General features: G+C 40.5%; 13 protein-coding genes and 3 pseudogenes. 10 read left to right on the top strand and 6 right to left on the bottom strand.

Annotated elements, in window-relative coordinates:
- Nucleotides 1-6 precede the first annotated feature (6 nt).
- The 5 genes from SYN7502_RS14275 to cobU are packed head-to-tail and all read left to right on the top strand — an operon-like array spanning nucleotide 7 to nucleotide 3711.
- Nucleotides 7-651, top strand: a complete 645-nt coding sequence (locus SYN7502_RS14275) for a Uma2 family endonuclease (RefSeq protein ID WP_015169490.1) — start codon at nucleotides 7-9, stop codon at nucleotides 649-651.
- A gap of 58 nt (nucleotides 652-709) precedes the next feature.
- A complete protein-coding gene (locus SYN7502_RS14270) occupies nucleotides 710-1297 on the top strand; it encodes a Uma2 family endonuclease (protein ID WP_015169489.1) in 588 nt (195 codons plus the stop codon).
- A gap of 15 nt (nucleotides 1298-1312) precedes the next feature.
- Nucleotides 1313-2023, top strand: coding sequence for a class I SAM-dependent methyltransferase (locus tag SYN7502_RS14265; RefSeq protein ID WP_015169488.1), 711 nt, complete (start codon nucleotides 1313-1315; stop codon nucleotides 2021-2023).
- A 21-nt stretch (nucleotides 2024-2044) separates the two neighbouring features.
- Nucleotides 2045-3169, top strand: a complete 1125-nt coding sequence (cobT, locus tag SYN7502_RS14260; RefSeq protein WP_015169487.1) for a nicotinate mononucleotide-dependent phosphoribosyltransferase CobT — start codon at nucleotides 2045-2047, stop codon at nucleotides 3167-3169.
- On the top strand, nucleotides 3166-3711 hold the full coding sequence (gene cobU / locus SYN7502_RS14255) for a bifunctional adenosylcobinamide kinase/adenosylcobinamide-phosphate guanylyltransferase (RefSeq protein ID WP_015169486.1): 546 nt from the start codon (nucleotides 3166-3168) through the stop codon (nucleotides 3709-3711). Before cobT ends, cobU begins: the two co-directional genes overlap by 4 nt.
- Before the next feature lie 265 nt (nucleotides 3712-3976).
- On the opposite strand, the gene sufR is transcribed toward cobU, so the two are convergent.
- Nucleotides 3977-4660, bottom strand: coding sequence for an iron-sulfur cluster biosynthesis transcriptional regulator SufR (sufR, locus tag SYN7502_RS14250; protein WP_015169485.1), 684 nt, complete (start codon nucleotides 4658-4660; stop codon nucleotides 3977-3979).
- Nucleotides 4661-4716: 56 nt separating this feature from the next.
- Here sufR and SYN7502_RS21050 point away from each other — a divergent pair.
- Together SYN7502_RS21050 and SYN7502_RS14245 are read left to right on the top strand one after the other, a co-directional pair.
- Nucleotides 4717-4959 (top strand): annotated as a pseudogene (locus SYN7502_RS21050) (IS701 family transposase); the annotation flags it as partial.
- Between the two features lie 173 nt (nucleotides 4960-5132).
- Complete coding sequence (locus tag SYN7502_RS14245) at nucleotides 5133-6305, top strand: TRC40/GET3/ArsA family transport-energizing ATPase (protein ID WP_015169484.1); 1173 nt, start codon at nucleotides 5133-5135, stop codon at nucleotides 6303-6305.
- Between the two features lie 282 nt (nucleotides 6306-6587).
- On the opposite strand, the pseudogene SYN7502_RS21455 reads toward SYN7502_RS14245, so the two are convergent.
- The 3 genes and pseudogenes from SYN7502_RS21455 to SYN7502_RS14240 all read right to left on the bottom strand — a co-directional run.
- A pseudogene (locus tag SYN7502_RS21455) lies at nucleotides 6588-6740 on the bottom strand (IS1 family transposase); the annotation flags it as partial.
- A 210-nt stretch (nucleotides 6741-6950) separates the two neighbouring features.
- Nucleotides 6951-7208 (bottom strand): annotated as a pseudogene (locus SYN7502_RS19065) (GMC family oxidoreductase); the annotation flags it as partial.
- Nucleotides 7209-7255: 47 nt separating this feature from the next.
- A complete protein-coding gene (locus SYN7502_RS14240; RefSeq protein WP_015169482.1) occupies nucleotides 7256-7597 on the bottom strand; it encodes a ribbon-helix-helix domain-containing protein in 342 nt (113 codons plus the stop codon).
- A gap of 345 nt (nucleotides 7598-7942) precedes the next feature.
- Between SYN7502_RS14240 and SYN7502_RS14235 the strand changes: the two genes are divergently transcribed.
- The gene (locus SYN7502_RS14235) at nucleotides 7943-8332 is read left to right on the top strand and encodes an alr0857 family protein (protein ID WP_015169480.1); all 390 of its coding nucleotides are present in this window, start codon (nucleotides 7943-7945) and stop codon (nucleotides 8330-8332) included.
- A 4-nt stretch (nucleotides 8333-8336) separates the two neighbouring features.
- Here SYN7502_RS14235 and mnmA read toward each other — a convergent pair whose 3' ends face one another.
- Together mnmA and SYN7502_RS14225 are read right to left on the bottom strand one after the other, a co-directional pair.
- Nucleotides 8337-9458 (bottom strand): tRNA 2-thiouridine(34) synthase MnmA, encoded by a 1122-nt coding sequence (gene mnmA, locus SYN7502_RS14230; RefSeq protein WP_015169479.1) that lies wholly within the window; start codon nucleotides 9456-9458, stop codon nucleotides 8337-8339.
- A gap of 146 nt (nucleotides 9459-9604) precedes the next feature.
- On the bottom strand, nucleotides 9605-11581 hold the full coding sequence (locus SYN7502_RS14225) for a DUF5777 family beta-barrel protein (protein ID WP_015169478.1): 1977 nt from the start codon (nucleotides 11579-11581) through the stop codon (nucleotides 9605-9607).
- 182 nt (nucleotides 11582-11763) lie between these two features.
- Between SYN7502_RS14225 and SYN7502_RS14220 the strand changes: the two genes are divergently transcribed.
- Nucleotides 11764-12183 (top strand): EamA family transporter, encoded by a 420-nt coding sequence (locus tag SYN7502_RS14220; protein ID WP_144050226.1) that lies wholly within the window; start codon nucleotides 11764-11766, stop codon nucleotides 12181-12183.
- Nucleotides 12184-12250: 67 nt separating this feature from the next.
- On the top strand, nucleotides 12251-13621 hold the full coding sequence (gene rlmD / locus SYN7502_RS14215) for a 23S rRNA (uracil(1939)-C(5))-methyltransferase RlmD (RefSeq protein ID WP_015169476.1): 1371 nt from the start codon (nucleotides 12251-12253) through the stop codon (nucleotides 13619-13621).
- The last annotated feature ends 6 nt before the right edge of the window (nucleotides 13622-13627 follow it).

Raw genomic sequence — 13627 nt, 5'->3', positions numbered from 1 at the left:
AATCCTATGCCTATACTCACTCACTCCCAAACAGAGACTACACAGGCAGAGCAAAGAGTAGTTTTACAGAATATTTCATGGTCTGGCTATGAGCAAATTTTGCAAATATTGGGAGATCATCGCTCCTCCCGCTTAATTTATGATGCAGGTTTACTAGAAATCACCATGCCCACTGAAGAACATGAGCGTAGTAATGAATTAATTACTAGATATATTGCTATTTTCGCCCTAGAGTCGGGATATAACCTTAAAAGTATGGGATCGACCACTCTTAACTTCCCCAATTTGCAAAAAGGTGCAGAACCTGATAAGTGCCATTACATTCAAAATGAGCCGTTGGTGAGGGGGAAAACCGTTGATTTAAATCAAGACCCGCAACCTGATTTAGTAGTGGAGGTAGATATTACCCACTCTGACATCAATAAATTTAATCTCTATGGCAGTATGGGCATCCCTGAACTATGGCGTTACAACGGCAAATTCCTAGGCATTTATCACTTGGGTGAAACTGGCTATACTGAGGTTGAATCCAGTTCAGCATTACCAAAATTCTCTAAGGAAAATTTATATCAACTTCTCGGCGATTGTAAAAATCTAGGTGAATCCCAAGCCCTAAAAAATTTACAAGCATCCATCAGATCATGCCATTAAGCAATAAATTGGAGCCAGATCATAGTTTTCAGATTACTTTTTAATGAGGACATAAATTATGGTTGCTGCCTACGAAAATCCACCGCAGAAATTCACTCCCGAAGAATATTTAGTGTGGGAAGAAACCCAACCAATTAAGCATGAGTACCTTAATGGTCAAGTTTTTGCCATGACTGGGGGCTCAGTGAATCATGGACAGATTGCTGCAAATTTTATTACCCTTCTTGGTAATCACTTGAGAGGTAAAAGTTGCAGAGTGCTTACTTCTGATGTCAAAGTAGAAATTCATAAATCTCGAGAATTTGTATATCCAGACGTTAGTGTTACCTGTGATGATCGAGACAAGACTGCCACAAAATTCATTACTTATCCATCCTTAATCGTGGAGGTCTTATCCCCAAGCACCGAAGGTTATGATCGTGGTGGAAAATTTAATCTATATCGGCGGTCTGATAGTTTGCAGGATTATGTTTTGGTAAGCTCAGACAAAATGGAAATCGATCTGTATCGCAAAAATCATCAGGGTAGATGGGAAATTATTAACTATGTGGCTGGGAGTGAGACTACAAATTTAGTGGAACTTCAAAGTATTAATTTAACTTTTCCCATTGAGCAACTCTTTGACGGTATTGTTTTTGAGGCTTAGCAACTACTAGATACAATGCTCAAAAAAATAATTTTTAGTTTAGTAATTGCTCTTAGCCTGATTTCTCCAGCCTATGCCGATTCCTATCAATTCAGAGCTAACCACAATCCAGATGGCATTGGCAAGTTTTATATGGGTCGAGAAATTGCTCAAGTTATGGGACATCAAGGGGCAAGTTGGTTAGAGCGATCGCCAAGGGAAAAAGAAGAACAACCACAAAAGGTTATAGATAGCTTGAAACTTAAATCTTCAGATGCCGTAGCTGATATTGGCGCAGGAACAGGATATTTTAGTTTTCGCATTGCTCCATCGGTTAATAAAGTCTATGCCGTAGATATTCAGCCAGAAATGATTGAGATTTTGACTCTTCTCAAAGCTGAAAAAAATAATCTTAATGTGGAGCCGATCCTTAGCACCAACACCTCACCGAATTTACCAACCGTCGGTATAGACTTAGCTTTGATGGTGGATGCTTACCATGAATTTGATTATCCTCAAGAAATGATGAAGGGCATAGTCAAAGCCTTGAAGCCAAATGGTAGAGTTGCATTAGTAGAGTACAAAGCTGAGAATCCATTTATTGCCATTAAACCCCTGCATAAAATGACAACTCGACAGGTAATTAGAGAAATGCAGGCAGTTGGGCTAGATTTACAGGAAACCAGAGGAGATATTTCCCAACAACATTTGCTGATATTTACTAAATCTCCCAACCTGAAATCTTAATAAGTTAATCAAGTAAGAAAAATGGAGTATGGATTAATTAAATGCTATACAAATTCTCAAATGGGCGATCGCTGGCTCCAAAAATATAAAGGATTACGTCCCAGTATTGCTTGTGTGCTGGGCTTTACAGCTACAGGTTTAATTCCGAATATTTCGGCAGCGGGGGCAACTCCTAGCGATCGGCAATATACAGCTTTGGCTGATGCAGAGTTCCTATGGCATGGAGGGGAATATATTTGTTCCTATCCGTTACCACCTTTAACGGCGGGAGTGTCACCCGTAGTCATTGGGCGGGCAGTGATTGAAAATCTGCAATTGCCTTTACAAATATTTAATGCGGGTTTACCTAAAGCTCCAAATGTTCCCTGTATAGACTTAGGGGGAATACCTGCCAACTCAATTGAAACTGGTAAAGCTTTACCCATTCAGGTGGTTAGATATTTATTTAATCAAGGTTTGACTTGGGGACAAAAATTTGCTGAAGAGGAAAATAGCTATATCGTGATTGGGGAATGTGTGGTCGGCGGCACAACTACAGCCCTAGGCATATTTACAGGTTTAGGAATTAATGCCACAGGTAAAATTAATAGCAGTCACGCTCAGTGCAATCATGCCCAAAAAGCGGAATTGGTGAAATTAGGATTAGCAAAATTTGATGATTTAAATTTAATAAATTTAGGTAATCAGAATCCCTTAGATTTAATTGCTGCCGTAGGTGATCCCATGCAACCTGTAGTGGCAGGAATGGCGATCACTGCTAGCCACAAGATTGGAGTTTTATTAGCAGGAGGAACGCAAATGTTAGCGGTTTATGCCCTGATTAAGGCGATCGCTGAGTTTGAACATCTAACTTGGCAACCAGAGAATATTGCAGTGGGAACAACTAAATGGGTAGCTGAAGACCTCACAGGTGACACCGTTGGACTAGCACAGGCAATTAGCCCAGAACCAATTTTATTAGCCACAAAGTTAAGTTTTACCCAATCTAAATATTCACAACTTCGTCGATATGAGGAGGGATTTGTCAAAGAAGGAGTGGGGGCTGGGGGCTGTGCGATCGCTGCCAGTCTTTATCGCAACTGGGATCAAAATCAACTTTTAAGTACTATTGAGGAAATTCTTAAGCAAATGGGATTACAGCCATGATTACTTTGATAACGGGAGCTTCACGATCTGGTAAAAGTGAATGGGCAGAGACTTTAGCATCTCAGTCAGGGCAACCTGTAATTTATATCGCTACTGCTCGTATTGATCCAAGTGATACGGAATGGCTGCAAAGGATAAAACAACATAGCGATCGCCGTCCTGAAACTTGGCAAACTTTAGAGGTGGAAAGAGAGTTAGCCCAAACTTTAGAATCAAGTCATGCTCATACTTGCCTATTGGTGGATTCCCTTGGCACATGGGTTGCAAATCTTTTAGATGTGGAAGATTCTGTGTGGGAGAAAATTTTATCTGGGTTTTTAACTAGTCTCCAGATCACCAAGTCTAGTGTAATTCTTGTTGCCGAAGAAGTCGGATGGGGTGTAGTTCCTGCCTATCCCATGGGAAGGTTATTTCGCGATCGCTTGGGTTTATTGGTTAGAAAAGTTGGCAGCTTTGCTAATCCCGTATATCTGGTTACCGGTGGACATATCTTAAATTTGAGTATTTTAGGAACACGATTACCTTTAGAGAGTGTAAACTAGCTTGTAACCCAGATTAGGGTTCTTCCTGTAAAATTACAGTTCTTGTGCCTTTTAACAAAATTTGTACCCTCTCATCGCCCGCGTTTGATTTGAATTTTGTTAGATCAGCTAACACTAGTTCAATTAAAACTGCCCTCAACTTGAGCTTTGGGTTTGGGGGACAGAATGCGGTAGTAGCTTTTAAGAAGTGATAGCAAAACTTATTTGTGCTAGAAAAAGTTTGATCAATTGAATTGACAAGGCAATGGGCAGAAAGGAACTAGTTCTATTTAACATTTTGGGTTGCGAGTTTTTTCCCTGTTTTAGTTTTAATTAAATAGCCACAACGATGTTGACCATCTGCTAACCAATGGGTACGTACCACATCACAATCGGGGAGAGCTTCACCAAACATCTCTAATTCATGGCTACAGACACTAGGGAAAGATTCGGCTACCTCGGAAATAGCACAGTTATATTCAGTAAATATATAACCATCACCTTCTTTGTGCCACTCGGCAACATAGCCCTCAGCTCGTCGAATTTTTGCCAGATTAGCGATGCGTTCTTCCAAAGTACCATTGCCCATATTTTCATAAAGGTTAACCGCTTTGCGCTGCCATTGTTTGTGTAAAACTTGAGTTACCTGCTCCACGCCTAGGGTTTCAATCAAATTATCTAGTAGAGTAACGGCAAACTTATCATGACTCTCAGATTGCTCATTGTAGCTATGTCTTAGCCACTTTCTGCCTTCTATACTAAGTTGATAAATATGCTGAGGACGACCTATAATGATCGGCTCTACTTGGTGCTGAATTAAGTTCTCAGACTCCAAGTCCTTAAGGTGGCGACGCACCGCTTGGGGGCTGATCGTAAAACATTCAGCTAATTCTTGAGCAGTGGCTTGTCCTTGTTTAAGTAGGTAACGTAAGATATCTTCTTTGGTTGAATTCTGCTCTGTAGTTTTCATAAGAGCTTAATCTCTAGAACTAGCTTTAAATATTCTATTTAGGACTTACGCAAAACATCAGGTGGAATATTGAGGAATTTCATCGTGAATTCAAACAATTGACTGGTGTTGAGGCTTGCCAATGCCCCAAGTCCAGAATTCAACGTAATCATATTGCTTGTGCCATGCTGGTATGGAATCAGCTCAAGCGTTTAGCTTTTCAAGTTGGTAAATAGTTTTACCAACTCAAGCTTGGGCTTTTGTCGGATTACTTAAAATCTCAACTCATAAATCCTTCTATTCCTATGAATCTTGCCTAAGTCCTAAATTTGTCTAAATCCCATGCTGTTGCACTACATTTCTTTGCTATTCTGTCAATGCGTAAGTCCTAGATCATTTGCGATTAAATAGTTACTTTTGGTTTAATGTTAAGCTAGTAAAAATATAAACTTCTTAACAATTCATTTAAACTTAATTAACCAACAAAACTGCAATGCGAATTATTTTAATGACTGGGAAAGGTGGAGTTGGAAAAACATCTGTAGCTGCAGCTACTGGGTTACGCTGCGCTGAATTAGGCTATAAAACCCTAGTTTTAAGTACCGATCCTGCTCACTCCCTTGCCGATAGCTTCGATCGCCCCCTTGGACATGAACCAGAATTAATTCGTCCTAATCTTTACGGTGCTGAACTCGATGCTCTACGCGAACTTGAAGGTAACTGGGGTGCAGTCAAACGTTATATTAGTGAAGTATTACAGGCAAGAGGTTTAGAAGGTGTGCAAGCTGAAGAGCTGGCAATTCTTCCTGGGATGGATGAGATTTTTGGCTTAGTTAGAGTTAAGCGTCACTATGATGCCAAGGATTTTGATATTTTAATTATTGACTCTGCTCCCACCGGAACTGCCCTTAGACTACTCTCCTTACCCGAAGTGGCAGGTTGGTATATGCGCAAATTTTATAAGCCGTTACAGGGAATGGCACAGGTATTAAGTCCAGTATTTGAACCAATTTTTAAGCGAGTTACTGGGTTCTCACTACCAAATCAGGATGTCATGGATGCTCCCTACGAATTTTATGAAGAACTAGAGGCACTAGAAAAAGTTCTAACTAACAACGCCATCACAACAGTTCGGTTGGTGACAAATCCCGAAAAGATGGTAATTAAAGAATCCTTAAGAGCGCATTCCTATCTAAGTTTATACAATGTTGCTACAGATTTAGTCATCGCTAATCGGATTATTCCAGATTCTGTGCAAGACCCATTTTTTCAGTCGTGGAAAAAATCTCAAAAGCAATATCGTGAGATGATCCATAATGATTTTCATCCTTTACCAGTCAAAGAGATTCCTTTGTATTCTGAAGAGATGTGTGGCTTAGAAGCATTGGAACGCTTAAAAGATAATTTATGCGGGAATGAAGACCCAACCCAAATTTACTATAAGGAAACCACGCTCAGAGTAGTTGAAGAGAATGGATTATATCGACTAGATTTATATCTACCTGGAGTTCCCAAAGAGAATGTTGAACTTACTAAAACGGGAGATGAGTTAAATATTCGGATTGGCAACCATCGCCGTAATCTGGTTCTACCTCAGGCTTTATCCCTACTCAATCCCAGTGGGGCAAAAATAGAGGATGACTATCTTAAAATCAAGTTTGCCTAGAGTTTCTTAGAACTAATGCTAGGACTAAGGGTTAGTTGATAACTATGGCGATCGCAAAGGTGAGGTGTTATTTATTGATGCTTCAGCACTTTTCTATATTCTTAATCACAGTAGTTGAGTATTTACAGAGGAGGAGATTAAGTGGATACTTATCATGAGTGGAAGAAGTCATGTGGTAGTTACTGCGATCATAAGGGATTTTGTAAGTCTGCAACTGTTACCAATATTGAGAAGCATAATCCAAAAACAGGTAGTGATGCAAGAGGGCATGATGCAGAGCTTAGATTGAATTTCAGAATTGTAGTGATGGATAAATAACCAAATAGCTCCAATATAATTCTTTAATTTCCTAGAAAAAGAAAGAGTTTTTCTGCCCAGACGAGCAACCCTTTGCCTTAAAGTACAGTTGAGCCTTTCAATATGATTTCTTTGCCCACAGCCTTATACCATCTGTAGCCTATACTCTTCGATTTGGTAGTAAACCAGTAGTAGCCATAAAAATGACCAAAACAATGGCAGGAACGCCAAGTGCAAATATTTTGCGTACTAACTCAACAAGTGCTTTATCGAGATTCATATAAGTTTTTGGTAATCTTGATTATGTATTGTTTGCATTTTGCTTTGAGGTTAGTCTAAGTAAGGGTATTAAGAATAATACCAAACACCCTGTACTATGCAATTAAGCCATATATGTAGTGACTTTAACCTCTCGATTAACTGATCGCCTACTCTTAGAGCATTAGCAATAATCGTCAAAGCAGGACTCACCGCCGCATTAGAAGGAAAGAAACTGCCATCTACTACATAAAGATTATGGAGATCGTGGGCGCGGCAATCGTGGTCTAAAACGGAAGTTGAAGGAGCATTACCAAAGCGACAGGTTCCGTATTGATTAGTGATCGCATTTCTTCAGGATTAAGCGATTATTTGCGCATGACAGTTTGGAGGAATTAGAAACTGCCTATACTTCCTATACTGAGGGGCACCAAAACTCCCTTTGCAGTTAAACCTAATAGCATCGATTCCTGTGCTTGAATTAGCTTACCCGTAAGCATGCAGTATTGTTCTTGGGCGGCGGTAGCTGGGACGGTGGCACGAATTTCACTGCGATCGATTTGCGATTTAGCATTTGCACTCTGAGTTTCGATAAAATTCCACAACACATCTCGGATCAGAGCCTGATAACCCTGATTCCCAGATAGGGCTTTTAGTTTTTCCTTTAGCTCTCGTTCTAACCGAATACTCGTAACTTCCATCTCTGTAGTGGAAAGGGGCTGATGTAGTGTTTGCATGATTACTCCTGTTTATTCTTTTTTGATATTTACAAAACCAAAAGGTATATGCTACAAGTGTATTATCTAAACCTCAAAAATTCAAATCTGCTCACGATGAAAGCCTATTGGTATCCACAGCATTTTATTAACTTCTCCCTAACCCAACTTTTTGAAGTCGGAGAAATGGTAATTTGCTTTGGAGATTTACGCCCAAATGATGGCAGCAGAATTATTAATAATTGCAGTAAAGCGGTAATAACTACATAACGACAAGCATAAATCCCATGATTTTCTGTCCCCGCTTCATCCAAAGTGGGGATTTTTTTATTAATTTATTTTTACTAAAAGGTAACCGTAACAGAAATGTTAAAACTTACTTATCTTGAATCTAGTCTGCATATGGAGTGGCTACCTATTTCCGTGGCTGAGTTTATAGCTGAGCGCAAGATTTTTGCTACGAGAATTGCCCAAAGTATTCATATTGAGCTGGGGTATGCTTCAATATTGCTTGCGGTCGATCCTGTGCAGTTGGCATCTTTACAATTAGCGATCGCCTACTTCAATTCTCCAAATGTATCTCTGGGCAATGCTGACTGCGACTATTTAGAAGTTAGCTTTTGCGGTACATGGATTAGCAGTAATCCCAATAGTGAAGTGGTATCAGGGATTTTCGCAACTAATCTAGGCGATCGCCTTGAGCAAAGTCTTTATAACCTATGGCTACAAAGTCAGAATCAGTTAATATTTAGCTAACTAATCAGTACCTCACAACTTCGGTAATTAATCCACCACCTAATACCAAATCACCGTCATACCATACCGCTGCCTGTCCGGGGGTAATACTAAACTGGGGTTCATCAAAAATAATCCTTGCCCGATTGCCCTCTAGCGGCACAATTGTGGCTAATGCCGCAGGTGAACGATAGCGAATTTGGACTTCACACTTAAAGGGAGTAGTAGTTGGAGCTAAAGATACCCAATTAATTTGATCAATTAAACATTCTTGATCTTGAGCCTCGGATCGATCGCCTACCACCACTTCATTTTTACCCGCATTAATTGCCAAAACATACAGGGGGTTTGCAGCCGCTATACCTAATCCTTTGCGTTGACCAATGGTGTAATGGTGACTACCTTCATGGGTTCCCAAGATGTTACCTTGGCGATCAATAATATTACCTGTACGAGCATGGATATACTGATCTAAAAATCCCTGCATGGAGCCATGTGCTTCAATTAAGCATAGGTCTTGACTTTCAGGCTTTTCTGCCGTAACTAATCCCAACTCTTGGGCAATTTGACGGGTTTCAGTTTTAGTGCGATCGCCCAAGGGAAATACACATCTACTAAATTCTACCTGCCCGACTTCATACAAAAAATAGGATTGATCTTTAGTGCGATCAACGGCGCGGTGTAACTGATACCTGCCTGTGGTTGGATCAAAATTTACCCTTGCATAATGTCCAGTGGCAATGCGATCAATGCCAAAAAGCTCTTGAGCATAATCAAGCATCGGCATAAACTTCACCGCCTTGTTACAGCGAGAGCAGGGTAGAGGAGTATAACCATCGGCGTAGCCAGCCACCAAATAGTTAATTACACTTTCGGTAAAGCGATCGCGACTATCAACAATTTCATGGTGAATTCCCAATTGTTCACAAATCCGAGCAGCATCCACCATTCCTTCTGAACAGCACTGTCCTTTACCTTTCATCAGCCATAGGGTTAGTCCTGTCACATCGTAGCCCTGACTATGCAACAATGCTGCTGCCACAGAGCTATCTACACCACCTGATAGACCTACTACGATTTTTTCCGCCATGACTTCATTTAAGACTACTTTCTTACTACAGTCTATCAAATCAAACACTAAGAACATTTAAGAAGTCCACCCCTAAAGCAGGAGGTTGATCTTTTGCTAAATTCCCTGTATCCCAATCAAGCTCAGGCTGGGTTACAAGAATTAGAAGCAAAAATGCGATCGCTCGGCATCAACTATAACTAATCAGTTATGACTAATCAGTGTTAATCAGGTTTACGAGATTCTGGTACCCCATTCAAGATGTTGAACCGTAGTCCCACTTGACTACCACCATTGGATAGAGCCGAAACCCCCTGTAATCCATAGTCACCACTGGAATTTGTGAAATATAGATCAAGAGCATATACAGAATTACCATTGGGAAATAACTGCCGTAAGCCGATATTATAAATTCCTGTTTTACCTGAAAGCGGAATCGTCTGAAAGCCGCTACTAGTGAATGAAGTTTGGAGTTGGTTATTTCCAGAAATAATCGGCGTGTATTCGCCAATAATCTGGGTATTTTCCGCAAGTTTGACATTTGCCCCCACAGTCACAGCTAATATATTTTGAACACCTTGAAACTGGGCGGGAATAATTAGTTTCGGGGTTACCTTGAAGTCAATGCCCCAATCATCAACACGATAACTTGTGGGAAGATCGGCGTAAAGGGCTAGATTATTCCCTTGGTCTCTTTCTTTAGAGACTACATTTAAGATTAAGCCAATACCTAAAGCTGAGGAATAGGAGTAATTTTTACCTTCATCTTGAACTAGGGCATATCGTGCGGTAATCGAATTTTCAGTAGGAAGAACTTCCACATTATTATTGCTGTAATTAATAGCCAGTTCTAAGTCATCCAGAATACCTAGTCTGACTGTGGGGTTAACTCTGCCATTGGTACCAAAGGATAGTTGATACAAAATACTATTGTTGGGTAGCACAGCACTGGGTAAGCCATTCAAATTAGTAAAAAAGGCAGCAGCCTTGGGATAGGATTCCCTATTTTCAATTTGGTAGTTACCAGTAATATCGGGTAAGAATGTGAACTGGGCGCCGATCGCATACTCGCCATTGGGCTGCACTAATAGGTTAGATGCAGCGGAAGAACTGGGACCAAAGCGGTTTGTAGCATAGATACTGGCAGCTGTTCGACTATTAGGGGCAAATTGTAAGCCGATATTCCAGACGGCTCTTCTCACAAATAAAGAATCATCACTGACACCAACTGAGTTCCTACCTGAAAATACTGGGGTAATATCCGCTGCAATCTGTAATTTGGGCGTAACCGTGTAATTAACCCCAATGCCAATCCCGGCAACGGTGCCATAATAATCAAGGCGATCGCCATTAAAGCCAACATTTTGATCAATTAATGCCCCAGTACTGCCAATGGTGGTTGTAGCGGGAATACTGCTTGGGAAAAAGCTAACTTGGGGATTAAGGTGGAGGCTTAACTGATCTGTTACTTTATAGGCAAGGGGAAAAGCTAAGCTCAAGTATGGGGTATTATCCTTAGCCTCAAATTGATTAGTTCTAGTACCATTATTATTAAGAATACTAAAGAAAACACTGCGCCCAGGCTGTTGTATGATTGGAACAGGGGAAGAAAACTCTACCCCCAACACTACTGCTGCCGCTAGTCGATCTTGATCAAGATATTGCCACTTAACGTTAAGTGGGAAATTTGAATACAATAGCTGAATATCACTGGAGGGTCGAACTAGGTTCCTAAAAATCGTGTCATTTTTACCCGCCGCTCCTATACTCACCTGTAAGTTGTCCGAAATGCCGTAGGCAAGTCCAATATTAGTGTCATTACTACGGTTAGAATCTCCTCGAAAGTCTTTAGGGTTGTTAAAAGATATGCCTGCTATATAAAAGACTAGTTCCTGCTGCTTGAGAGTATAGGCAGTTTCAAATCCAAATAATCTGAATAGGGGGCGTTGGAGAGGTGAAAGTTTCGTTTCTTTGGGTTTATTGGCTACTGGTTCGGGCAGCTTAGTGTCTGGAGTTTTTTGTAGATCGGAGGCAGAATTAGAAGCGGGTGCCGATGGGGCTGATGAACGACTGGGCGTGGAGTTAGGAAAGAAATTAGATTTGGGGATTTCGATGACTGACCTGATTGGTTGAGCGATCGCTGCCTGACTTGATAGCAAAACGATACCTAAACTCCCTATGGCTGCTATAGCACTTTTCATTTCTCACTCCTTTCACAAGTATCTCTCACAAACCTACGGAGATTTTCTTAAAAGATTATAAACGAAGATCATAAATTGAAAATCTCAAGTCGAAAATTCCAAATTTAATTTACGCAAATATTTGACCTTTTCCAGTAGTCTCACGCAGAGTTAATATAGCAGAAAATCGTTAGGTATTTGTTTTGATCAACTTTATCATTTTAGCAATGGTAGTTATCCCTCAAGTCGCAGGTAATCTCTGTCTGGGTAAAGGGATTAAGGAGCTAGGGGAAATTAACACTATAAATCCGCTAGTGTTATTACAGTTTGGGTGGCAGATTATTCATAGCCCTTGGATTTGGCTGGCACTACTTTTGTTACTTTCTTCTTTAACTTTTTATCTAGTGGCTTTGTCACGGCTGGAATTAAGTTATGTACTGCCACTAATTGCCTCAAATTATGTATTAACTACTTTTGCAGCTTGGTTGGTTTTAGGCGATCGGGTGTCTGTGACTAGATGGATCGGGACAATTTTAATTACCTGTGGGGTAATGCTGGTGGGATTTATGGATCATAGAGCTAATACTAAGCCGAGTTCAAAAGCTCAAAGCCTTAAAAGTTAATTGCGATTTGTGTTCAAAATTTAAGGACTAATCGTTGTACTATTTAGTGTTAAGTAAATTTTAAGCAATGCAACAGGATCAAATCATCTCCCTTGAAATCACTGACCTATCCGATAGTGGAGATGGAGTTGGTCGTTACCAAGATCTAGCTATTTTTGTCGCTGATACTGTACCAGGTGATCGCATTGAAGCAAAACTGACCTTTGTTAAACCTAATTTGGCACATGCTCGTCTGGAAAAAATTTTATCCCCATCCCCCCATCGTGTGCGTTCTAGCTGTATTGTTGCCGATAAATGTGGCGGTTGTCAGTGGCAGGTAGTTAGTTATGAATATCAACTAGAAGCAAAGCAAAATCAAGTAGTACAGGCATTACAAAGAATTGGTGGATTTTCACCTACGGAAATTAGTTCTGTAATTTCTGAGATTATTCCTGCTCCCGATCCTTTGCAATATCGCAATAAGGTGTCCTATCCCCTAGCAATGGACAATAGTAAAAATGAACATAGATTAAAAATTGGCTATTATCAAAAGCGCAGTCACAAAATTGTCAATATCAATCAATGTCCTGTGCAAGATCAACGCCTAGACCCATTTCTAGCGGGACTAAAACGAGATATTCGTAAGCGAGAGTGGCAAATCTATGATGAGAATACCCACCGAGGTCTTTTACGGCACATTAGCCTTCGCATTGGCAGAAATACGGGGGAAATTCTTTTAACTTTAGTTGCCAAGGACTGGGAAGTTCCTAAGCTAGAACTACAGGCTCCTCTATGGCTTGAGGCATATCCTAATCTTGTGGGTGTGATGTTAAATCGTAATGGCGATCGCACAAATACAATCTTAGGAGAAGAAACCCGTTGTATTGCCGGACGGGATTATATTGAGGAAATATTTGCAGGTTTAAGATTTCAATTACGGGCAGATACGTTTTTTCAAGTTTATACGGAACAGGCAGAGGCTCTGGTTAATTTAATCCAAAGGGAATTACAACTCCAAAAAACCGATGTGATTGTTGACGCTTACTCAGGTGTGGGAACTTTAACCCTACCCCTATCTAAAAAAGTTAAACAGGCGATCGCCCTTGAAATTCAACCACAGGCAACAATCCAAGCTGAACAAAATGCCAAACTGAATGGAATTCGTAATGTTAGATTTCATACAGGCACCGTAGAAGAGTTACTACCGCAATTGGACTTAAAGCCCGATGTGATTCTCTTAGACCCACCACGCAAAGGCTGTCACCCTGAAGCGATCGCCTATCTATGTCAATCAGAAATTCCCCGTTTAGTTTATGTCAGTTGTAACCCTGCGACCCTAGCTAGGGATTTACGCAGTTTAGTGAGGGAGGGCAGTTATAAAATTACTAAGCTACAGCCCCTAGACTTTTTTCCCCAGACTGCCCATGTGGAAACGGTGGCATTTTTAACTAAGGTTTAATATTTT

The organism is Synechococcus sp. PCC 7502, from assembly GCF_000317085.1.
Lineage (GTDB): Bacteria > Cyanobacteriota > Cyanobacteriia > Pseudanabaenales > Pseudanabaenaceae > PCC-7502.
The sequence above is the reverse complement of the archived record's forward strand: the minus strand, read 5'-3'. Positions and strand labels throughout refer to the sequence as shown.

What these genes read in the sequence shown, in the direction of transcription:
- SYN7502_RS14265 (WP_015169488.1), top strand. Translation starts at nt 1,313, where the DNA reads ATGCTCAAAAAAATAATTTTTAGTTTAGTAATTGCTCTTAGCCTGATT.
- mnmA (WP_015169479.1), bottom strand. Translation starts at nt 9,458, where the DNA reads ATGTTCTTAGTGTTTGATTTGATAGACTGTAGTAAGAAAGTAGTCTTA.
- SYN7502_RS14225 (WP_015169478.1), bottom strand. Translation starts at nt 11,581, where the DNA reads ATGAAAAGTGCTATAGCAGCCATAGGGAGTTTAGGTATCGTTTTGCTA.
- cobU (WP_015169486.1), top strand. Translation starts at nt 3,166, where the DNA reads ATGATTACTTTGATAACGGGAGCTTCACGATCTGGTAAAAGTGAATGG.
- sufR (WP_015169485.1), bottom strand. Translation starts at nt 4,660, where the DNA reads ATGAAAACTACAGAGCAGAATTCAACCAAAGAAGATATCTTACGTTAC.
- cobT (WP_015169487.1), top strand. Translation starts at nt 2,045, where the DNA reads ATGGAGTATGGATTAATTAAATGCTATACAAATTCTCAAATGGGCGAT.
- SYN7502_RS14245 (WP_015169484.1), top strand. Translation starts at nt 5,133, where the DNA reads ATGCGAATTATTTTAATGACTGGGAAAGGTGGAGTTGGAAAAACATCT.
- rlmD (WP_015169476.1), top strand. Translation starts at nt 12,251, where the DNA reads ATGCAACAGGATCAAATCATCTCCCTTGAAATCACTGACCTATCCGAT.
- SYN7502_RS14240 (WP_015169482.1), bottom strand. Translation starts at nt 7,597, where the DNA reads ATGCAAACACTACATCAGCCCCTTTCCACTACAGAGATGGAAGTTACG.
- SYN7502_RS14275 (WP_015169490.1), top strand. Translation starts at nt 7, where the DNA reads ATGCCTATACTCACTCACTCCCAAACAGAGACTACACAGGCAGAGCAA.
- SYN7502_RS14270 (WP_015169489.1), top strand. Translation starts at nt 710, where the DNA reads ATGGTTGCTGCCTACGAAAATCCACCGCAGAAATTCACTCCCGAAGAA.
- SYN7502_RS14235 (WP_015169480.1), top strand. Translation starts at nt 7,943, where the DNA reads ATGTTAAAACTTACTTATCTTGAATCTAGTCTGCATATGGAGTGGCTA.